14 protein-coding genes are annotated in these 22,572 nt (G+C 44.0%); 9 read left to right on the top strand and 5 right to left on the bottom strand.

Going from position 1 to position 22,572, the window contains the following annotated elements; all coding sequences use genetic code 11:
• Nucleotides 1-33: 33 nt before the first annotated feature.
• From BMZ72_RS17100 to BMZ72_RS17130, 7 genes are all read left to right on the top strand, one after another.
• The gene (locus BMZ72_RS17100; protein ID WP_089810458.1) at nucleotides 34-1,509 is read left to right on the top strand and encodes a glutamate synthase subunit beta; all 1,476 of its coding nucleotides are present in this window, start codon (nucleotides 34-36) and stop codon (nucleotides 1,507-1,509) included.
• A 186-nt stretch (nucleotides 1,510-1,695) separates the two neighbouring features.
• Nucleotides 1,696-2,274: a hypothetical protein gene (locus tag BMZ72_RS17105; RefSeq protein WP_089810460.1), complete on the top strand. Its 579-nt coding sequence runs from the start codon at nucleotides 1,696-1,698 to the stop codon at nucleotides 2,272-2,274.
• A gap of 51 nt (nucleotides 2,275-2,325) precedes the next feature.
• Nucleotides 2,326-2,913 (top strand): hypothetical protein, encoded by a 588-nt coding sequence (locus tag BMZ72_RS17110; RefSeq protein WP_089810461.1) that lies wholly within the window; start codon nucleotides 2,326-2,328, stop codon nucleotides 2,911-2,913.
• A gap of 78 nt (nucleotides 2,914-2,991) precedes the next feature.
• The gene (locus tag BMZ72_RS17115) at nucleotides 2,992-3,564 is read left to right on the top strand and encodes a hypothetical protein (RefSeq protein ID WP_143087718.1); all 573 of its coding nucleotides are present in this window, start codon (nucleotides 2,992-2,994) and stop codon (nucleotides 3,562-3,564) included.
• Between the two features lie 180 nt (nucleotides 3,565-3,744).
• Nucleotides 3,745-8,811 carry a translocation/assembly module TamB domain-containing protein gene (locus tag BMZ72_RS17120; protein ID WP_143087719.1) on the top strand — a complete coding sequence of 1,689 codons (5,067 nt, stop codon included), beginning with the start codon at nucleotides 3,745-3,747 and terminating at the stop codon, nucleotides 8,809-8,811.
• A 1-nt stretch (nucleotide 8,812) separates the two neighbouring features.
• A complete protein-coding gene (locus BMZ72_RS17125) occupies nucleotides 8,813-11,116 on the top strand; it encodes a translocation and assembly module lipoprotein TamL (RefSeq protein WP_089810467.1) in 2,304 nt (767 codons plus the stop codon).
• 49 nt (nucleotides 11,117-11,165) lie between these two features.
• Nucleotides 11,166-11,540, top strand: a complete 375-nt coding sequence (locus BMZ72_RS17130) for a septal ring lytic transglycosylase RlpA family protein (protein ID WP_089810468.1) — start codon at nucleotides 11,166-11,168, stop codon at nucleotides 11,538-11,540.
• 78 nt (nucleotides 11,541-11,618) lie between these two features.
• Here BMZ72_RS17130 and BMZ72_RS17135 read toward each other — a convergent pair whose 3' ends face one another.
• Nucleotides 11,619-12,170 carry a type 1 glutamine amidotransferase domain-containing protein gene (locus tag BMZ72_RS17135; protein ID WP_089810470.1) on the bottom strand — a complete coding sequence of 184 codons (552 nt, stop codon included), beginning with the start codon at nucleotides 12,168-12,170 and terminating at the stop codon, nucleotides 11,619-11,621.
• A 572-nt stretch (nucleotides 12,171-12,742) separates the two neighbouring features.
• Nucleotides 12,743-13,747, bottom strand: a complete 1,005-nt coding sequence (locus BMZ72_RS17140; RefSeq protein WP_089810472.1) for a hypothetical protein — start codon at nucleotides 13,745-13,747, stop codon at nucleotides 12,743-12,745.
• Between the two features lie 243 nt (nucleotides 13,748-13,990).
• On the opposite strand from BMZ72_RS17140, the gene corA reads away from it, so the two are divergent.
• On the top strand, nucleotides 13,991-15,115 hold the full coding sequence (corA, locus tag BMZ72_RS17145) for a magnesium/cobalt transporter CorA (RefSeq protein ID WP_089810474.1): 1,125 nt from the start codon (nucleotides 13,991-13,993) through the stop codon (nucleotides 15,113-15,115).
• Between the two features lie 2 nt (nucleotides 15,116-15,117).
• On the opposite strand, the gene BMZ72_RS17150 is transcribed toward corA, so the two are convergent.
• A complete protein-coding gene (locus tag BMZ72_RS17150; protein ID WP_089810476.1) occupies nucleotides 15,118-15,621 on the bottom strand; it encodes a DUF2480 family protein in 504 nt (167 codons plus the stop codon).
• 143 nt (nucleotides 15,622-15,764) lie between these two features.
• On the bottom strand, nucleotides 15,765-17,873 hold the full coding sequence (locus BMZ72_RS17155) for a peptidylprolyl isomerase (RefSeq protein ID WP_089810478.1): 2,109 nt from the start codon (nucleotides 17,871-17,873) through the stop codon (nucleotides 15,765-15,767).
• 771 nt (nucleotides 17,874-18,644) lie between these two features.
• Here BMZ72_RS17155 and nadA point away from each other — a divergent pair.
• Nucleotides 18,645-19,649, top strand: coding sequence for a quinolinate synthase NadA (gene nadA, locus BMZ72_RS17160; RefSeq protein WP_089811589.1), 1,005 nt, complete (start codon nucleotides 18,645-18,647; stop codon nucleotides 19,647-19,649).
• 2,641 nt (nucleotides 19,650-22,290) lie between these two features.
• On the opposite strand, the gene BMZ72_RS17165 is transcribed toward nadA, so the two are convergent.
• On the bottom strand, nucleotides 22,291-22,530 hold the full coding sequence (locus BMZ72_RS17165; RefSeq protein WP_089810480.1) for a FeoA family protein: 240 nt from the start codon (nucleotides 22,528-22,530) through the stop codon (nucleotides 22,291-22,293).
• Nucleotides 22,531-22,572: the final 42 nt, after the last annotated feature.

Below are 22,572 nucleotides of genomic sequence, written 5' to 3' on the forward strand. Positions count from 1 at the left end.
TAACATTCTAACACCACCTAACGAAAGAGACAAATGGGCAAACCAACAGGATTCCTGGAATTTACCCGGGAGCTGCCGGGCAAATCTCCTGCAAAGGAAAGAGTCCAACACTATAATGAATTCGTAGAGAAGTTTTCAGAATCAAAGCTGAATGAACAGTCTGCGCGCTGCATGAACTGCGGCGTTCCATTCTGCCACAGCGGTTGCCCCCTGGGTAATGTGATCCCTGAATTCAACGATGCGGTGTATCATAAAGACTGGAAAGAAGCATACGATATATTAACCAGTACCAACAACTTCCCGGAATTCACAGGCCGTATCTGTCCTGCTCCGTGTGAAAGCGCCTGCGTACTGGGTATCAATCAGCCTCCTGTGGCAATCGAAGAGATCGAGCGCCACATTATCGAGATCGCATTCGACAAAGGCCTGGTACAGGCTAAAACACCAAGATTACGCACCGGCAAGAAGGTGGCTGTTATCGGTTCTGGTCCTGCGGGGCTGGCTGCCGCTGCACAGCTGAACTATGCTGGTCACAGCGTAACCGTCTTCGAAAGAGACGATGCGCCAGGTGGTCTGCTGCGCTACGGTATCCCTGACTTCAAACTGGAGAAATGGGTGATCGACCGTCGTATAAAACTGATGGAAGAAGAGGGCGTCGTATTCCAGTGTAACGCGAACGTAGGTGTGAATGTCGGTGTAAATGATCTGCTGCGTGAATACAATGCGATCGTACTGGCTGGTGGTTCTACCATTCCGCGCGACCTGGGTATCCCTGGCCGTCAGCTGAAAGGTGTTCACTATGCAATGGACTTCCTGAAACAGCAGAACAAACGCGTAGGCAACCTTGAAGTAGAAGGAGAGGACATCCTGGCAAGTGGTAAGAACGTGATAGTGATCGGTGGTGGTGATACCGGCTCTGACTGTGTTGGTACTTCCAACCGCCATGGCGCAATCGGTGTTACGCAGCTGGAACTGTTGCCAAAACCACCAGGTGAGCGTACTGCGTATATGCCCTGGCCAACTTACCCAATGGTACTGAAAACCTCTTCCTCACATGAAGAAGGTGCTACCCGTGAATGGGCCATCGGCACAAAAGAATTCGTAGGCGACGAAAACGGAAATCTGAAAGGATTGAAAATAGTGAAGCTTGAATGGGCATTGGGTCCGGACGGCAGACCAGGCAGCTTCAAAGAAGTACCAGGTTCCGAACAGGAGATCCCTTGCGAACTGGCTTTCCTCGCGATGGGTTTCTTACACCCGCAGCATACCGGCTTGCTGGATGAACTGGGTGTGGACAGAGACGAGCGTGGTAACGTGAAAGCAGGTGAGAAAGCCTTCCAGACCTCCATCTCCAAGGTATTTGCCGCAGGCGACATGCGCCGTGGTCAGTCCCTGGTAGTATGGGCTATTAGTGAAGGTCGTGAATGCGCCAGAAAAGTGGATGAGTTTCTGATGGGTGCATCACAACTTGAAAGTAAAGATCATTCTCTGCAGGCAATGGCTGTGTAAATAGCCATTCCTTCAGATCAAGTTATAATCTAAAGAATCTCATAAGCAGGTTTAGATTTTGTTGTAACCTTCAGCCGGGCCGGGTTTTTACCCGGCCTTTTGTTTTCCCTTCTGCCGGTCCCACGCGCCCTCTCAAATTTGTATTTATATTTGAATGCAAATTTTGTGTCCCTTTACCATTTACCCATGAGAGCATTTTTACTGTCCATTATTACCGTATTATTCGTACTCCCGGCGTTTTCCCAGTTCAGAGGCAAAGCCGGTTATAATCTCGAATCTGTTGAAGACAAGCTGGATACAGCGAAACATTACCAGAAGATCCTGATCGTGGCAGAAGGCAATATGCAGGTACGCATGTATGCCCAAAACCTCGCACAGGAACTCACAAAATATTTCAAAGACCAGAAGATCGAATGTAAATATGAATACCTCGGCGATCCCGCCAAAACAGACGTCAACCGTGCATTAGAGACCGCAAAGACATGGAATCCGGACGCTGTCATGCGCCTGAAACCAAGCCAGTCTGAAGAAATAATGGTCAAAAGAGTATACGCCAATAGTATGCCTGGACCAGGTTCGGGAGCAGGGTTACGTAATGTACTGATCAACGTTTTTAATATCACACTGACTGACGCTATAGAACTCGTTTGGTCTGCCAAACTTTCTGCCTCCTACGAAGGCGCAGAGGAAGGTATCTACCGCCGTGTCGCGAAAGGCATCATGCACGATCTGAAGAAACAAAATGTAGTAGGCGGGAAAATATAATTCCCGTCTATATCTCTGATACCCAGAGTATCATCGCTATTATAACGACCTATGAGATTATTATTATTGCTGTTAACAGCATTCTCTTTCCTCCAAGCCCATGCGCAGACCGAGGAAGTCATGCTGAACCCGGTAGAACAGCCCTTATCTGCTGACAGCGCCAGACATTTCCATAAGATCCTCATCGTCGGCGAAGGCAACTTGCCGGCACGTGCTTTCATCGATGCCATTGGACAGGAGCTTGTTAAAGCTTTCAAAGAAATGGAGATCGAATGTAAATATGAGTACCTGGGCGATAAAACTAAAACTGATGTGAAATCTGCTTTGCAGAAAGCAAAAACCTGGGAACATGATGCCATCTTTCAGTTGAGTCCTCTTGCCATTGTAGTGACAAAAGAGACCCGTATTGGTAGCGCATCCGCAGCAGAAGTTTTATTAATGGCTCCATTAGTACCAGCACGCCGTGTAAAAGCAAGCTACTACCGGAATGACCTCGATCTGTCTCTGCTGGAGAATACCACCACCCTCTGGTTTAGTCGCCTGACCGTCGAATCGAAGTTTGGGAAAACAGCCGTGTTCAAAAAGATCAGGAAAGCCATCGTGATCGATCTGAAAAGACAAAACGTGCTGGCGAACTAACAAATGCCTTCCCTAAAAACAGTACATTTGTTCACTATGAGGCAGTTGGCACTTTTATTCATGTTATGCACAGCTATCTTGCATAACACTTCCGCTCAGGTAGGCAATACAGTTTACGATACGCACCAGTACAAAAAAGGCATTTATAAAACATTCCAGGAATTCAGGGCAAATACGCCTTCCATTACCGGAAACCTGGTCGTGAAAAATAAAACGCCGGCAGCACAGGTCTATCTGCTATCCGCCCCCAATGAACTCAGGATCGTTGATTCTACAGGCAAAGAACAGAAAGTCAAAAAGTTCTGGGGATATTCCGACGGAACAGTTATCTATATTAAAGATAATGGCCTGAATAAACTGGAAGAGATCGGCTACTATTGCATTTACCGCATCAGCGCGATCACTTCTGTACCGGTCAACAGAGCCACCGGAGGAATGGTCTTCGAAAATACCCCACCGCCAGCGGCAGATAAAAGAGTACTTAATCTGGTTACCGGCGACGTATATGATCTGACGCTGTTTAATCTGCGCCGTTACATCCTTCCGCAGGATACCACCTTGCTCCGTGAGTTCAATGAGGACAAGCAGAATAAGAGCAGACTGGTATATTACGTGCAGAAATTCAACAAGCGGAATACGCCTATTTGGTGATATTCCATCAATGAAATTGATATACAGCTTTTTAAATTTATAGCGTCTTGTGAGTAACAGGACGCTTTTTTTATCCTTTTCCGACTCAGCAGGTATAGTATTTGTTTGTTTAACCCTGTAAACCAGAATGGCCCTAAAGCGTTTTATTTCAGGAATTTACTGTAAGTAACCTTTTTCATAGTGACAGATCAATCTACAAACGAAGAAAAACATCATGGTCGTCCCTGGTGGCGGTGGTTATTGTGGGCGCTTGTCGTCCTGCTGATACTCCCTGTTATGGCAGTGTTACTTTTGCAACTGGAACCCGTGCAGGACTTTATCCGCCGGCAGGGAGAACAGTACCTGAAAAAGAAACTCCATACCGACGTGCGCATCGGCTATTTACGGATGCGTGGATGGCAATACCTCGAACTCCGGGATGTGTATGTGGCTGATACCACCTCCAAAGCATTGCTCTATTCAGGCTCCCTGAAAGTCAGGTACAATCTGTTGGCATTTCTCAACAATGAGTTACAGGTAAACGGACTGGAATGGGATTCCGTACTGGTCAATGTATACCGTAACCAGGGAGACAGTGCCTATAACTATCAGTTCATTGTGGATGCGTTCGTTACAAAAGATAGCATCCCGGATACCGTCTCCGCAGAGACAGGTACCACCCTGCAATTCCACATCAAAGATGTAAGCCTCTCTAAAATACGTTTGCACTTCGCGGATGCAGCAACAGGGATGAATGCCGTCATCTTTCTACAGTCATTACATGTGGATCCGGATGACCTCCTGCTGGACGAAGGTCTATACGCCTTCCGGGGTATAGAAGTAGACGGGCTGAAAGGATTATACACACAGGACTATCTCCCGAAAACACGCACATCTGCAGCGCCGCCGCCAACTCCGGCAGATACTGCCAGCACGCCCTTTCACCTGCTGCTTAAAAAATTACAGATAAAGAACAGCTCCTTCCTGTATGCTGATCAGGCCAGCGGTATATCCACCGTATGGCGCATCGGTAATCTGCAACTGCTGAACTCAAATATTGATATGGATTCTACCCTCGTACAGCTGGGTGGATTGAAAATGGGCAACGTTGCAGGGGTATTCACACTATCCGCAGCAAAAGATACTTCTGCACCGTCTCCGGCAGATAGCAGCGCTCCAAATACATGGAAAGTGCTGGCGACCAAGGCAGAACTGGAACATGTAGACGTCAAATTCGATAACAATACGGCGCCTGCGCCAAGAGGAGCCGGCACAGATCCGGACTATAACCACCTGTTCCTTTACAACTTCAATACGGCCGTTTCCAGCATCGTATACAAACCAGATACGATCAAAGCGGTACTTAATAAACTGGAAGTCAAAGAAAAATCCGGCTTTGCCGTGAAAGAGGGCCGCTTCGATGTGCTCTTCACCCCACAATCACTGGCCCTCCGGAATATGTTCTTCCAGACCAACAAAAGCCTGCTGCGCAAACATATAGCCGTAACAGTACCGTCCTGGGAAACCATGTCAGAAAATATGGACCTGATGCAGCTCAGGGCTGATATCGATTCTTCTCACATCACACTGGGAGAGTGGTTACCTTTTGTGCCTGACTCCCGTAAGAACCCATCAATGAAACCATTGTGGGACAAAGAGATAGACGTCACTGCCGATATAAAAGGCAGCATCGGTAAACTCATTATCGAAACGCTGCGGATCGTTGATAATAAAGGTAACCGCATACGCGCCAACGGAGAAATAGCCCACGCCACCGATCCGGATCATTTTTCTGCGAATCTGCCATCTGTATACATCGAGTCCGGCAACAAACCATTAAGATCATGGTTACCTCCGGGTACCATGCCGGATACCCCCAGATTACCGGAACACCTGATCATCACTGGTAATGTGCTGGGTGGCATGCAGGACCTCAAAACACAGTTACAACTGACCAGTAGTTCTGCCAATGCCCGTCTCGCCGCACACCTTGTTAATATCACCGACAGCATCCGTGCCCGTTATGATGTGAATGTACCTTCCTTCAGGGTCAACCCGGGCATACTGATGTATGATACAACAATGGGATGGATCAGCGGAAGAATGCAGGCAAGCGGACAGGGATATACTTTCCCCGGCATGATCGCCAAAGCGGCGGCCAATCTGGACGAAGCCACCTACAACGGTTATACCTACCATGGTATCAATGTCAGCGGCGATATCAACAAACAGCAGTTGCATGCGGAAGGCCAGACCACCGATACCAGCATTACCATGAACTTTGACGTCAATGCGACGCTCAATGATACCAGTATCAGTTCTTTACAGGCCAATCTGCAGATGGATAAAGCCGATCTGTATGCCACCAACTGGTATGCAGACCCATTAATGCTGAAAGGTAATCTGACCGCTGACTTCAGCAGCCTGGATCCAAAAAGGCTGGAAGGTAATGCCTTCCTCAATGGCTGGCAGATCGCTACAAACGGACAGGTATTCCCGATTGACACCATCGCACTGACCGCTAAATATACTGACCAGCAAAATCTCTCACTGGAAGGTCCGTTCGGATTTATACATGTCAACGGACAGGTAGATTATACCCAGGTAGGAAGTGCATTCGGACAACTGATCAACAAACCTTTACAACCATATGATAGCGCCAAACTCGTACAACTGCCTCCGGGTCAGCTATTACAGTGGAATGCCGCTATCTCATGGCCACGCAGTCTGAAAAATATGCTGCCTGGTCTGCGGATGGAACAACCATTGCTGATTACCGGCCGTCTGAATACAGACAGTAGTCTGATCGCCATGAATGCCTCTCTGCTGAAACTGACCTACGACTCTGTCAGGGTAGACAGTGTGAATATCACAGCACAGATCGTCGACACCTCGCTGAAAGCAGAAGTGGATATGGCCAGTCTCTATCATCCGATCGCCCCGCTGAATCATACACAATTGAAAGCCAGCGCGCTGGCAGGTAAGGTAGACTGGGATCTTTTACTGGATGATATCAAAAGGAACCCTAAATACAAGCTGGGTGGCTATGTGACTTTCCTGCCCGCCAACGCGATGGACCTTTCCCTGAAAACAGACCTGCTGCTCAACAAACAGCAATGGAAAGTAGATGAAGGTAATCATATCCGCCTCGTAAATGGCGGTCCGGATACCGCACAGATGACCCTCTCTTATCAGAACCAATCCATACAGGTACAAACATTGAGAGATAGCAGTCAGGGAACATTACCTCCGCTGAAAGCAACAATCAAAGATTTCAAGTTATCCACGATCACCGCGCTGCTCTCAGCAGATACACTGCTCGCGAACGGTATCCTGAATGCAGAAGCAAATGTGAGCAATCTTGACAAATCTCCACTGGTAAAGAGCCAGTTAAAAATAGACTCCCTGGTATTTAGAGGTACCTCTGTTGGTACGCTGAATGCAAATATTGAGACGCCTCAGCCGGGACAGTATAAACTGGCAGCAAATCTCACAGGTAATGAGAATGACGTAAAGGTGGACGGTTCTTATGATTCTACGATCAACGCAACTGTGAATATCAATAATCTGAATATGGCGTCTATCGAGGCCTTTACCTTCGGAAATGTAAGCCGTATGCACGGTAGCGCAGATGGTAAGTTCACAGTTACCGGCACAACCGACAAACCTAAAGTATTGGGTAACATCCATTTCAATAATGCGGGCGGTACGATCACCTATGTGGGAACACCGCTTACCCTGCCGGATGAAAACATTCTGCTGGACGACAGAGGCATACAATTCAACCAGTTTGTGGTAGCGGATAGCCTGGGCAATGAAATGGTTGTAAACGGCCGTGTTAATACAAGGGATTTTACCAATTATAATTTCAACCTCACCGTGAACTCAGATAACTTCATGGTACTGGGTGAACAACAAAATCCTGATCAATTATATTATGGCCCCGCGTTCATTGATACACGTATCTCCGTAAGAGGAAATATGGACCTCCCAAGAGTAGATGCCAATGTAAAACTCAAAGAAAAATCCAAAGTGACGATCACCCTGCCATCCGAAGAACCAGGCGTAGCCAACAGGGAAGGGGTGATGGTATTTGTTGACAAATCGAACCCGATAGATTCTGCTATGATCAGGGCAGCAGACAGTCTTCGCTTCCAGAACCCACGCCTGAAAGGCATTAACCTCTCCGGAAACGCAGAGATTACACCGGAATCAATTATCAAGATCATCATCGACCCTGTCAACGGTGATTATGTACAGGCGCAGGGTACCGCAAGTATCAATGCGACCCTGGATGCCAGCCAGAAAATGAGTCTGACCGGTCGTTATGAGATTTCCGAGGGTAAATATGAAATGTCCCTCAACCAGCTCATCAAACGTTCTTTCAGCATTGAAAAAGGAAGTACGATCACTTTCAGTGGAGACGCCATGGATGCCGACCTGAATATCACAGCCAAATATACCGTCAATGCGACTGCGGCTGACCTGGTACAGGACCAGCTTTCAAATATGTCAGAAATCGACAGGAACCGATATCGGCAGAAACTGCCTTTCTATGTATACCTCCGTATTAAAGGCCAGATGATGAAACCGGAAATATCCTTTGAACTGGATATGCCGGAAGCTGAGCAGAACGCATTCAGTGGAAGTGTATACAACCGCCTGAAACAAATCAATCAGATACCCTCTGAACTGAATAAACAGGTGATGGGCTTACTGGTTCTCAATAGCTTCATTCCTGAAGATCCGCTGGCTGGCGATGGTGGTGGTAGCGGAGATTTCGGTGTAAGTAATATGGCCCGTCAGAGTGTTAGCAAGATATTGTCACAACAGATGAATAACCTGGCAGGCAACCTGATTAAAGGAGTGGACCTGAACTTCGACCTGGAGTCAAGACAGGATTATTCAACAGGTACCGAACAGGAAACGACTAACCTTAAAGTAGGCGCCTCCAAACAGCTATTCAATGAAAGATTGTCGGTTTCCGTTGGTTCCAATGTGATGCTACAGGGTGAGAACCAGGCGAATCCATCATCTCTGGTAGGTGATATTTCCATCGAATATAAACTTACAAGAGACGGACGCTATCGCGTAAGAGTATATCAGCGTAATGACAACAGCACCGTGATTGAAGGACAGGTTGTAGAAACAGGTGTTGCCTTTGCATTGATCATGGACTATGACGAGTTCCGTGAAATATTCCACAGAGCTAAATCTCAAAAGAAAGCAGAAAAACTCCGCAATAAGAAAACCGTGACCAAAAAATAAAATGATCAAAGGATACAGCCATATATCATCCACTGTTGCTGCAGCACTGGTTACCCTGTGCATCTGTGCCTGTAGCACAACCAGGACCGTCCCTGAGAACGACCGCTTGTATACTGGCGCCTCGGTGAAATGGGAGGGAAAGAAACCGCGGGACTATAGTACGCTTACCGCTGAAATGAGCAGCCGTACAAGACCTAAACCCAATCGGAAATTTGCCGGGATGCCTATCAGACTCTGGTTGTATAACCTTGGTAATGAACCCAAAGGCAAAGGGCTGAATTACCTGCTGAGAAAAAAATTGGGAGAACCGCCTGTATTGTTAAGCAGCGCAAAGCCTGACTATACCGCTAATGTGCTGGAACAATATCTTGTAGATAATGGTTTCTTTCAGGCAACAGTCGTTTCCGAAATCAAAAACAGCGGAAAGAAAAAAGCATCCATTACTTATACCACTACGCCTAATCACCGCTATCGTATCAAAAGTGTAACCTTTGAAACCGATAGCAGCGCTCTGGGTAAAGCAGTAGCGGCCGCAAAGGAGGGAAGTTCCCTCAAACTGAACCGTCCTTACCGGCTGGATAGTGTCGTTGCAGAACGAAATCGCGTACATAGTATATTAAAGGAGCAGGGATACTATTACTTCACACCTGATCACCTGCTGATAGAAGTGGATAGTACCAACAATGGCATGGTAGACCTTTATCTGAAGGTCAAAGACGAAACGCCTGTTGCCGCGCGCAAGCAGTACAGGATGAAGAACATCACATTGTATCCTAACTACTCCCTTGATAATGACTCACTAAGTCGCAGGGGAACACCAGTACAATACAATCATATAAGGATCGTCGACTCCACTAAGAAATTCAGACCTAGTGTGTTTGACCGTTCTGTATTTCTGAAACCAGATAGTCTGTACAGATTAACAGATCACAATACAACACTTCGCCGTCTGACTGACCTGGGTACTTTCAAATTTGTAAAAGGACAGTTCCGCACTGTAAGAGGAGACAGTTCCAGGCTGAATGCCAGCTTCTTCCTGACCCCTTATCCGCGAAGAAGCTTATCCGCGGAGTTAAGAGGTACCTCTAAATCAAACAACTTTGCCGGTTCCGAACTGAGGATCACTGCACGCAACCGTAACTGGCTTCACGCAGCAAACCTGTTGGAGCTCACTTTATCAGGTGGTCTGGAATGGCAGGTTGGAGGACGCACCACGGCTAACAATACGACGCTAAGAGGAGGTAATTCTTATAATCTTAAAGCAGAAGCTGCCGTAACTATCCCACGTTTCTGGCAGCCTTTGTTCAATTTTAATGTGAAGACTCCTTACGTACCCCGTACCCGTATCAGCCTGAGTTATGAGCTGTTCAGCCGTAGCCAGCTGTATAACCTGAACGCCTATTCTTTCCAGTTCCAGTATATCTGGCGGCAAACGCAATACCTGGAACATAAGTGGTCGCCAATAGCCATCACTTATGTACTACCAACCAGCACGACAGCTGGTTATGATAGTATTCTACGCAATGATCCAAGTCAGCGGGCAGCCATTGAAAAGCAGTTCATCCTTGGAGGTAATTATAGTATCACTTTCAACAACCAGGCGGACAACCGTGTGCATAGTTTCTACCTGAATGGTGACCTGGATTATTCCGGTAATCTGGCAGGACTGATCATACCGAAAAAAGATACCGCCAGAAAGATCATCGGCGCTCCCTTTGCCCAATATGTTAGGTTGACAGCCGATCTGCGTCACTACTGGAAGCTGAATCGGAAACTAACCTGGGTGAATCGTCTGTATGCCGGTTTTGGTATCCCATATGGCAACTCTACTACACTACCTTTTGTAAAACAATACTTTATAGGCGGTAGTAGCAGTCTTCGAGGCTTCCGTGCCAGAACACTGGGACCAGGTTCCTACAGGGATACTACCAGTCAATACCTGGCAAATGAAGCAGGAGATATCAGACTGGAATACAACTCTGAATTGCGTGCGAAGCTGACCGGCATCTTCAATGCAGCTATATTCATCGATGCCGGTAATATCTGGCTCAAACAGGACGTACCAACTAAACCAGGTAGTAAGTTCAAGGCCAGCACCTTTGGCAATCAGATAGCGGTGGATGCAGGCGCCGGTCTTCGTGTAGATGCCTCTATTATAGTCGTGCGCCTGGACCTCGCATTCCCGCTACGTAAACCATGGCTGCCTTCTGATGAAAGATGGGTCATAAAAGATGTTAAGTTTGGCGATCCTGACTGGCGAAAAGAAAATCTCATTCTGAATATTGCGATTGGATATCCTTTCTGATTTTTTTACCTTGGGCGGGCGTACCCCGCCCTTTTTTTAAAAATGACCTATGATGACAATGAAATATACACGCAACATAATGCTCCTGCTCAGCACATTATTTTTATTAGCCTCGTGCAGCAGGAAGATCACAGAAACAGGAAAGGCATCTTATTATGCTGACAAGTTTGAAGGCCGTAAAACTGCCAGTGGGGAAGTATTCAGACAGGGAGGATTGACAGCAGCACATCGCACATTGCCATTCGGCACCAAAGTGACTGTTATCAACGTATCAAACGGACGCTCCGTAAAAGTGCGTATCAATGACCGCGGACCATTTGCTGAAGGCAGGGTAATTGATCTCTCTAAGAAAGCAGCTAAACGAATTGGCATGCTTACAACTGGTGTAGCACCCGTGGAAGTAAAATACAAGAAGAAGAAATAAACAAAGACATACACATAAAAAAAAAGGCGATACTCATTGCAGTATCGCCTTTTCTTTTTATTGGAAACCTCAAATTTTTCAGGCGTGTACACCTTCACCTATCTCTTCCACCATCTTCCTGCAGAAGGCCGGTAAGTCGTTTGGATTACGACTGGTCACCAGTCCATTATCCACCACTACTTCCTGGTCTACCCAGTTAGCGCCTGCATTTGTCAGATCTGTTTTCAGGGAAGGGTAAGAAGTAACCGTTCTGCCTTTTAGTTCACCTGTTTCTATCAATGTCCATGGACCGTGACAGATGGCTGCAATTGGTTTACTATCATCAAAAAAGCCGGAAACAAAATTAACTGCGTCCTGATTTTCTCTCAGGTGATCAGGATTCATTACACCACCTGGCAATACCAGTGCATCATAATCTTTCGCATCTACCTGACTGACTGTTTTATCAACAGGATAAGTATTACCCCAGTCTTTTTCAGCCCAGGCCTTTACCTGTCCATCATGCAGCGATATCACATCTATCTGTGCACCTGCTTCCTGCAACGCTTCCCGTGGCTGTGTAAATTCTACTTCTTCAAAGCCGTCAGCCACAAGAATGGCGACCTTCTTATTACTGAGTTTGTTTTCCATAATCTTTCCGTTTTATGGTTTTTTAGGTAATAGTACTTGTTCGGACTACTATCTATAACAACAAAAACGGTTCCTAATGGAAAAGCGCCGCCAGCAGAGAGGTCTATGCGTATATGTGTATGAACATCAATTTACCCGCTGTGCATTATTTACTCAGAGTAATGTTCAGATTACTCATTTAACTCACATTTATAAGCAGATTGTTCTATTTTTTTTGGAATTATTATACGGCTAATGTTACTTGCATCGCAATCAGTTTTACCTTATTCTCATTAAAAGACGCGACACTTGCTTATACCGCTTCTGAGAATGCATATTTAGATCAGAGGTTACTGCAATGGTTTTTTGTGAATGTAAAGTAATGTGAGAGAAAGCTGAGTTATTGTTATATATCCAATCTCTATTAATTCCCTTATTTGTACAGCATATTTAGCTTCGTGAACTTTTGCGGAGTTTATTTTTTGCGCGGTCTGCTATCGCTGACCACAACATTATTACATCGTCTTCCATATCCTAGTCTTAAATAGCCAATCTGCTGCCGGTGAGTTCTTCACCGGCAGTTCTCTCTTTTATCAGTTTCCGGCAGCTACTGTATTCAATGCACCATTCTGCTGTAATAAGTTGTACATATAACTCGCCCTGAATTGTTGTCCGTTTATTTCATACAAAGGATCATTAGTGCCAGTCGAATCCTCTATCGCATCCGCAGCTACATATAAAGGGTGTACAGCATTTCTTGCGAAAATATTGGAAGCTGCAGGGTCCAGTACATAAGTATCATCATCATAAGGAATAGACAGGGCTTCTCTTGACAGTTTGAAATTGATAGACAGATGATTCATGTAATCGGTAATGAACAACTGTCTGTTGAAATGAAGACGATCACCATGGGACAATTGCTGTGAAGCTGCTGTCATCAGTTCTTCAGTATACTTTACAAGTCCGGGATTGTAGATATTCACACGATCTGCATACAGATTCCACAACTGCCTTACGCCTTCCAGCGAAGCAGCAGCTTCTTTCATACTCTCACATGCTTCCGGAGAATCAAAACCGCTGATACCCAGTGAAATGATCCTCACTAATTCCAGTCGCATCGCGTCAAATATCTGTGCATCTGTAGGAGCGGGGCGTTCATTTTCCTGTGCCAGTGTATTTACGGCAGCTGCCAGTTTACGGGCTTCCACATAAGCCATCTGTGTATCTGCTACCTGTAATGAAGGATATAAAAGACGTTCTAATTGCTGAAATGCTTTGCCTTCTTTATTAACAGTGGTATCATCTCCTTTACCGTTGATCAGTTGTACCGTAAACGGATTAAAATATTCTGCGAGCACTTCTATCTCCTTGTAAGCCAGTCTGGACTCACAAAAAGCCTGTTGTACTGCTACCGGCGACTGATGGGTAGCCAGGGTATTACATAAGTTATCCACTTTTGTTTTCAGTTTGTTTACACCAGGTACATACCAGGACAGCACGTTCTGAGAAGGAGCTCCAGGTTTCTGCCGGCATTCGTAGATACTAAATGCACAAATGGCAATCAATAAAGTGGCAATCACAAAAATTAATACACGCATACACCTTTTATTTCACCAGTTATTTAAAGCGTTCTATTTTTATCTATATAAACTGATGTCAGCATAATAGCATGGCATTACCGGCGGGTTGGCTAACAAGCGGAGCAGTTATCCCTGATAATCATTATTATGTGACAGTTGTAGGTAGTCTTATTGTTAGCCAAGATAAAGACAACGTGTTAAATAAGCGTTACGCCTATTTTAAGTTAACTTTAAAATAGCGCAGCATAAATCAGTCCATAAATGCCAAGGTCAAATAGAATAATACCCATCCAGCCCATTCAGGATGTATTGGAAACACTGAACCCTTTTAAGGCCAGGAAACAACGGTTGATGAACTACAATCCGGTGACCGGTCCGCTGACCAGGAAACCGTCTGTTTGTGAGAAGATCACCATCTTCAATTATAGTAATACACATTTTGAAGAAGTGACTTTAGCCGGAACCGAGGTAGATGAGATCTTTAAACATATTGATAGTAAGAATACGGTGTGGATCAATGTGGATGGCATCAATAAAGAGACCGTACACAGGATCTGTATTGAACTGGGTATTCACATCCTGCTGGAGGATGATATTATGAGCGTTGGACAGCGGGCCAAGATGGATGAGATCGGAGATCACCTCTTCTGCCTGTTACCTATGATGTATTTCAATGCGGAGAACTGTACCGTTGACCAGGAACAGGTTAGTATCGTGTTGGGAAAAAATTTCGTTATCTCCTTCCAGGAAGAGGTGGAAAAAGATGTGTTCAATCATGTAAGAGAGAAACTACGCATCAATAACTCACGTATGCGTTCAGTAGGAGCAGATTATCTCTGTTATTCACTGATAGATACCATTGTGGATAGTTATTATCTTATTATAGAGAAACTGGGGGAAAGGATCGAGTTGATGGAAGATGCCGTACAGCACCAGGCCAATACCCGGGCACAGGCCAGAATAAACTTCCTGCGGAAGGAATTACTGCTGTTCAAACGGGCGATTGCACCGGTAAGAGAGCTGGTAAACGGATTTCTGAAAAGTGACAGCGATCTGCTGGAGGAGCGGACGACCAAATATTTCAAAGACGTATACGATCATATCATCCAGGCCAATGACCTTTCGGAGAACTACCGCGATATGATACTCAACGTACAGGATCTTTATCATACCCAGCTCAATCTTAAGATGAATGAGATCATGAAGGTACTGGCGGTGGTAACTACCATTATGGCACCGCTGACCTTCATCGCCGGTATCTACGGGATGAACTTTGACAATATGCCGGAGCTGCATACCAGGAATGGGTATTACTACACCATGGGGTTCATGCTGGTAATGCTGATCGCAATGATTCTGTTATTTAAGAAGAAACGCTGGTTCTAGGATTACTTCTTTTTATAAATAGGTACGGTGGAGCAGGGTTCACCGTACATCAGACTTTTTACCACCGGTTTCAGTAAACGGGTGATTTCCACATAGGCCGCTTCGCCGGCGCCTTTATCCCCACAACCTTTGATAACGACACGTTTATCCACGTATTCGTTCACATCAATAGCCCCCAGACTTTTCATGAATTGCGTCTGGTGTACCTGCTTTGTATCACCGAAAGCTGCAAAGTTCGCAACTGACTCGAGGTAAGTCATCACGAGCATATAAGCCCAGAAAGGTATAACGGCATCTGCGGAGCAGAAAATGGCGACATTTTTATTGCGGAACTGTTCCCAGTCAAGTTCCTGTAATTTGGTACGGAAGTCTTTCTCTTTCAGGATCATCTCCATAAAGAGGTAGGGTTTCAGATCAAACGGCACTAATTCTTCCTTTGGATAGTAATCTTCCAGATCCAGTGTAATGATTCCACTCTGTGCTACCTTATTTACAATCTCTTCCATAGTAAATCACTTTTTACAAATTTACTAAAAAATGAAGCTACGATCCGGAACTAATTGATCATTTTCGATGTATAGGGTTTATCAACAAAAAACCCCGGGCTTTTGACCCGGGGCTTTTGTTATAATCAGTTATTGAAGATTCCTTAAAAGAATTTGCTGCGGTTGTCTTCGATTTTGCTCAGTTTTTTCAGCACTGTGAATAACTGGCCATCGAGCGCAGACAGCATGCTTTGTTCATAAGCACGGCTAACACTTGCAGGATCCTGACCACCCTGACCAGGCTGGTAGCTATCAACTTTCAGTACATACACACCAGCATTACCTTCGATTGGAGCGGTAACTTTAGCGGTACCCCATGTTTTATTGAAAGCAGCACCTACTACGCGTGGTTCAAAGCCCATGCTGGCAACGAATGGTGTACCGAAGCCAATACCATCAGCTTTCTGTTCTGGCTGGTTGGTTGCTTTTGATACGTCAGCCAGGGAAGCCGGAGATTTGATCTTTTCGATGATCTGTGCAGCTTTCTTCTGTTTTCTTACTTCAGCTTCAACAGAAGGTCTCACATCTTCCAGTGGAGCAGTACCTTCAGCACGAACGGCAGTCAGTACAGCTACTACGTAAGTATTGTCGAAAGTGAATACGTTACTTACAGCACCTTTATCAGAATCATAAGCCCAACGAACGAGTTCACGTGCCTGACCGATACCTGGGATTACGAAATCCATAGGACGGAGGTTGTCAGCGATACGTTTGTTAAGACCTTTTTCCTGGATAGTTTTTTCGAAAGTTTTAGCGTCGCGGTTTTTAGAAGCGAATTCATTTGCTTCAGCGTAAGCTCTGCTATCAGTTTCGCGGCTTGGAGATACTGGTTTAGCGAGGTAAGCCAGTTTCACTGCAGTACCGATATTTTTCTGTTCCATTACTTCGATCAGGTGGTAACCAGCAGCAGTTTTCACTACACCTCTGGCGCCTTTACCTTTTTCCAGTGCAAAATCTTTGAATTCTTTCAGGAAGTCGGTAGATGGAGTTACATCATATTCACCACCGGTAGGTTTGCTTCTAACGTCATCAGTATACTGTTCAACCAGGGCTTTGAAGTCAGCACCACCATTCACAGCTCTTTCGATGCTGTCGATACGAACTTTAGCCAGGGAATCAGGTAAGCCACCGCCTTGCTGATTCTGCGTAGCAATTAATATATGACGTACTTTAACGCTATCCGGTAAAGTTTTACGATCGATCATTTTAGCATAAACGATCAGGTTATTATCATAATAAGGACCGAATACGGCGCCAACTGGTAAAGTTACCAGGGTATCCTTCTGCGGAACCATCAGTGCGCTTTTAGATACATAACTATCATAATAAGGCAGGTCAGAGTTACGATTGATGAAGGCAGCGATATCGTTATTGCTGATAGTGTCCAGTTCCTGTTTTGCATCTACCAGAACTTTCAGGGTAGCAGCGGTATCAGCAGCAGAAGGGATTACGTTGAAAGCGAGGTAATCAACTTTACGGGATTCTTCTACCTTGAACAGTTCTTTATGACTGCTGATGAAGCTATTCAGTTCGCTGTCAGACACTTTAACAGTGGAGTCAGCGATAGAGGCGTATGGAACAGATACATAAGATATAGATGCTGTCTGTGCGTTATCCTGGATTTGCTTTTCAGCTAACCATTTAGGATAATATACGGCCTGTTTGATCAGGGAAAGATATTTCTCAGATACTCTTGACTGGGCGATGTATTCTTCCAGCTGGAGGAGTCCTGCGCGCATCTGACCGGTTTTATCCTGGCTGATGCTGGCGAGCACCTGTTGCATACGTGCGCGGTCAAACTGTCCGGTTTTCTCATCAGTGAACTGCTGAGTAATAATAGGACTAGGATTTTTACCGGTGAACTGGTCTTTGATTTCTTCTTCGGTAACAGCCAGACCCAGTTTTTCGTACTGAGCGGTCAGGATGTTATCGCTGAGGAATTTAGTCCACGCAGATTCACGGGCCTGCTGAGTGATTTGTTCGTTCAGAGCGCCGTTAGACATGCGCATTCTGTCCTCAGCATTTTTAATCATTTGCTGATACTCGGTGAATTCGAGTTCCTTGCCATTTACTTTACCAACAGTTGTGGAGCGGCGAATAAGGGAGTTTTTGCCGAAAAAGGCGTCTTGCAACAGGAAACTAACAATAGCCAGGCAGATCACTACTACGATCACCACAGCATATTTATCCCTGATCTTCTGAATAACTGACATATATTATATAGTCTAAATTTTTTAAGGAAAGCAAAAATATAATAAAATAACTGTAACTACAAAAAGGTTTTTATTGGCCAAAACCCAATACAGTAAAGGGTTTGCGCCATATTATGGTGAATTTTGGTTCAGAGGTCATTCACAGGTTATCCACATTTGTCATGATTTTTGTACCAGGTTGTTTGTTGGACCCAGGGATTTTTTAATACGGCTACAGACCATTATTTCAGGAAAACGGCTGCTCAGAAAACATGTGTTTGGTTATTCACAATTCACAGGCAGGCAAAATCTTCATTCACATAAAATTGTGTAAAAAGATTCATGTAAAGCTAAAAAAGCAAATTCAACCTGTGATAACTTTTTAGTTGTAGTTTATCCACATTGGCTGTTAAAAAACCGGCAAAAGTTGTCCAATATCTTCTTAAAAACCCTACTTCGGGTACCTGAAAACTAATTTTGTTATTTCGGAAGAAAATGGTCCGGTTCGCAAAAGTGGATTTTTGGGGATTGTTTTACCCCACTATTAACATTTTCTTAATACAGGTACCGCTAAGAAATTATTCACGGAAAACGATATCCACGGGTGTGGATTAAAATAGGGTTTTTCAGGACTATGGCCAATCTCGACTGTTAATTTGCTGTGGATAGCCGAGGCAAAAAGAATAACAACTACATTTGTACACGACGGTCAAAATTTGTTTTCACATATTCACAGCCCTAATAGTAGTGGGTTTTTCTTTTTTTAAAAAAATAACTAGATATATAATTATGATGAGGGAGCTCGAAATTGCTAAAAGCGAACTTCAAAAAAAAGGGTACCTCGACTTACCGGTCGATGTACGTCTTGATCTTTTTGCGGAAATCGAAAGATTGAAGAAAGAAAAAAACGCGATCGTCCTGGCGCACTATTACCAGGAACCAGATATTCAGGATGTGGCCGACTACATCGGGGACAGTTTGGGCCTAAGTCAGCAGGCAGCAAAAACGGATGCCGACATTATCGTTTTTGCCGGTGTGCACTTTATGGCCGAAACGGCAAAAATTCTGAGTCCGCAGAAAAAGGTTTTACTGCCGGATCTCAAAGCGGGTTGTTCACTGGCCGATAGTGCTCCCCCGGAACTTTTCAGAAAATTCAAGGAAAAGCACCCTGACCACCTGGTTATTTCCTACATTAACTGCTCGGCGGGTATCAAAGCGCTCAGCGATATCATCTGCACGTCTTCTAACGCCGAAAAGATCATCGAGAGCGTTCCCAGGGATCAGCCGATCATTTTTGCCCCCGACAGGAATTTAGGGGCTTATTTGTCCAAAAAAACGGGTAGGGACATGTTGTTGTGGAATGGTGCATGCATGGTCCACGAGATCTTCTCCCTGGAAAAAATAACAAAATTGAAGATCCGTCACCCGAAAGCCAAGGTGATAGCGCATCCGGAGTGTGAAGCAGCTGTTCTGGAAATTGCAGACTACATCGGATCGACCACCGGCTTACTGAACTTTTCCAAAAAAGACGATGCGAAGGAATACATCGTGGTAACCGAAACCGGTATTCTTCACCAGATGCAAAAAGAAAATCCTTCGAAGACTTTCATTCCAGCTCCGCCGAATAATGCATGTGCATGCAATGATTGCCCACATATGAAGTTGAATACTTTGGAAAAGTTGTATCTGTGTATGGAATTCGAAGAACCTGAGATCACAATGAACGAACAATTGCGTATCGCAGCGAAAAAACCGATTGAAAGGATGTTAGAGATCTCCGCACACTACGGATTGTAGATAAATCTCTGAAAAACAACGGTTTATAACTTAATTTTGGTCTAATTTATCATATTATGGCCTGGTTAGCATGCTAATCAGGCCTTTTTTATGCCCACAAAGGGCTTATGGGCAGCTTGCTTCAGGTCGTTTCAGCCCCTTATACGAGCTATTATCTGCTATAGCATTCGTTTTTCCTACCGCTTATAGATCAAATATTCACAAAAATGCTGTACCCCCCTACGGTATTTTGCATTCTGAACGATTCTCAGAGCCTTCATTTGGGAAGGCCTTATCCCTGCAATAGATGTGTTCATCAGGGTAAGAGGTCAGTTTGAGAGGTTCTCAGCGCTTTTTGCGAAGGCTTTATGGCTTCAGTGAACTTGAAAATGCTGTAGGGGACTACGGAAATTTGAAGTTCACTAAAATTATGAGCGTTTCATTTTTGAACGCCTTATAGCTGCGATGAAATTCACATTATGTGAATTGCTATAAAACAATAAATTCTAAGCGCTTTATTTTGAAGGCTTTGAGCTTTTCATAGATGTGGATATCCTGTGGGTACCTACAGGAATTGAGATTTTATTGAAACGAGAACGCCTTCATTTTTGAAGGCGTTATGCTTACGATGAAATTGTAAAAACGGGTGTGTATAAGATCGATTCAATTCTGAGGCCTTTATTTTGAACGGCTCGTGGTTGCGATGAAGCCAAAATCCTGTGGGGTACCACGGAATTTTGCGATTGATTGCAAATATGGGCCATTTAATTTTGAGCGGCTTATAGTTAAAGTGAAAATTTGGAACCGGGGAGTTGTAGGGATCGTTTAATTCTCAGCGCTTTCATGAAACGCTTATAGCTTGAATGAGTTTTAGAACCCGTGGGTATCCACGGGTTTTAATTTTTTGTGAAAAACAGGAGCGCTTCAGAAATGAAGGGCTTATAGGTGAGGTGAGATTTTGGAGTCGGGGGATTATAAAGATCGTTTGATTCTCACGGCTTTAGTGAACAGCTTAAGAATTCAACGAGCTGTAAATACTGTGGGTATCTACGTGAATATCTTTTTTATGGAAAATATGGCGCCTTCAGAAATGAGGGCCTTATGGTTTGAACGGATTTTGTGTAAACGGGGAGTTGCCAATATGAGTTAATTCTCAGCGGTTTGATGAAGGCGCTGAGAATGCGATCATTGAAAATAGCTGTGGGTAACCACGAATATTTCAATTTGGGCAGAATTGTGAGCTGTTTGATTTTGAGTCGCTTGTAGTTGCGATGGAAATTTTATGACTGGACTATTCATCAATGGCCTGATTCTCTTGAGCTTCGTGAACAGGCTATAGTTTTAACGGAAATTTTTTCATGTGGGTATCCACGTATATTTCCGTTTCATTGAAAATATAGGGGCTTCATTTTTTTCATTCGCCGGAGATTGGGGAAAACCTGGTTAGTAATGATGACAAATCAATTTTTTTATGCTGAGCTATGTGACTAAGGCGCTGAGATTATGTTGGAAGTCATCAAACTCGTAGGTATCCACAAGGTTTTGATGATCTATTGAAGCTATAAAGCCTTTCTTTTTCAAAACAATGTGGATTTCTCGTAAATTTTTTTGTTTTTAATAATTGCCGCGCGGATTTTGGTGGATAACTTGCAGTTGGTTAGTGAAAATGGAAAAAAGTTGGGGTGATATCCACATTATTTTTGTTTTTCGGGAGAAAATCTGCCGTTTTATAAATTTCGATGTGGAAAACAGGGTCAATTTTTCTTTTTTCAGAAAAATTTCTTCAATTTTTTTCTTTCGGAAATCTAATAACTGGTCTTATCCACTGAAAACAGCCTGGATAATGTGAATAAAAAGGTGAGATAGATCTCAAAAAACATAAAATCAATTATTTTCCTTCTGAAATGTGGAAAAGGGTCTCAAAATTTTTTATTTTTTTGTTTTTTCTCGAAAATTTCTTGTTCATACTAAACACAAGGATGCTTTATCCACAAAAACTCACCATTCTTTTTGAAAACTGATGTAGAGATCTTTGGAATCTTTTAATTTTCAATTTTCCAGCTTCATAAATGTGGAAAAGCAATCATTTTTCTCTAAAAATTTTTCTTTTTCAGATTTGGATGGCTTTTATAGCGCTCGTTTTCCACATTTTTTTGTTTTTAGCTCATAAGATCTCTCCGACGCGTTTTTTACACAGCAACTATCCACATTTTCCTGAAATTTTTTCTTTTTTTCTATTTCAATTCCATTTGTTCACGGGATTTTGCATCCCATTTACATAGTTACACCACTCTTATTATGGAAAGGCCCTTTTTAAGCCATTTAAGCCTGATTGTAATACTATAGGAGTATAGTTGTGCGAATTATGAAAGGGAGGCCGATTAGGGCAGATATAGTGATTGATATTGTAAGGTGCACCTGGTATAATGAAGGGATTATATGCTAATTGAGGACCTGTTTATTGGTCTGAGTGGCCTTCTTCTACGTTCGTCTTACATTAATGAATGAAGGATCAAGGGAGAAGAAGTATAGTTCAACTATTGTTAAATGAGGAGGGATTAATAAGAACAATCTGAAGGATATAAAAGTGAGCAAGAAGAATCCGAATGATACATTTAGTTTATTAGCTCATTTGAGTGAAGTGTATCATTCGGATTTTCTATTAGACCAATTCTTCGACCCATATATAGTCTGCTTCTGTTTTACGGAGGGAAAGATTATAGCCGGCTACCATGATTGAAATAGGATCTCCGAGTGGGGCGATCTTTTCTATTTTCACTGTTTCACCGGGTACACAACCCATTTCCATTAACTTAAGGTGCAAATCATCTTTTTCAAAAGATGTGATAACGGCACTTTTTCCAATAGCGAGGGAAGACAATTTAATCACTCCTTTTTTCATCCGTTGTAATTTAATCTTTAATGCCTGAAGTGTTTCGATCTT

The organism is Chitinophaga sp. YR627 (genome assembly GCF_900114995.1).
Lineage (GTDB): Bacteria > Bacteroidota > Bacteroidia > Chitinophagales > Chitinophagaceae > Chitinophaga.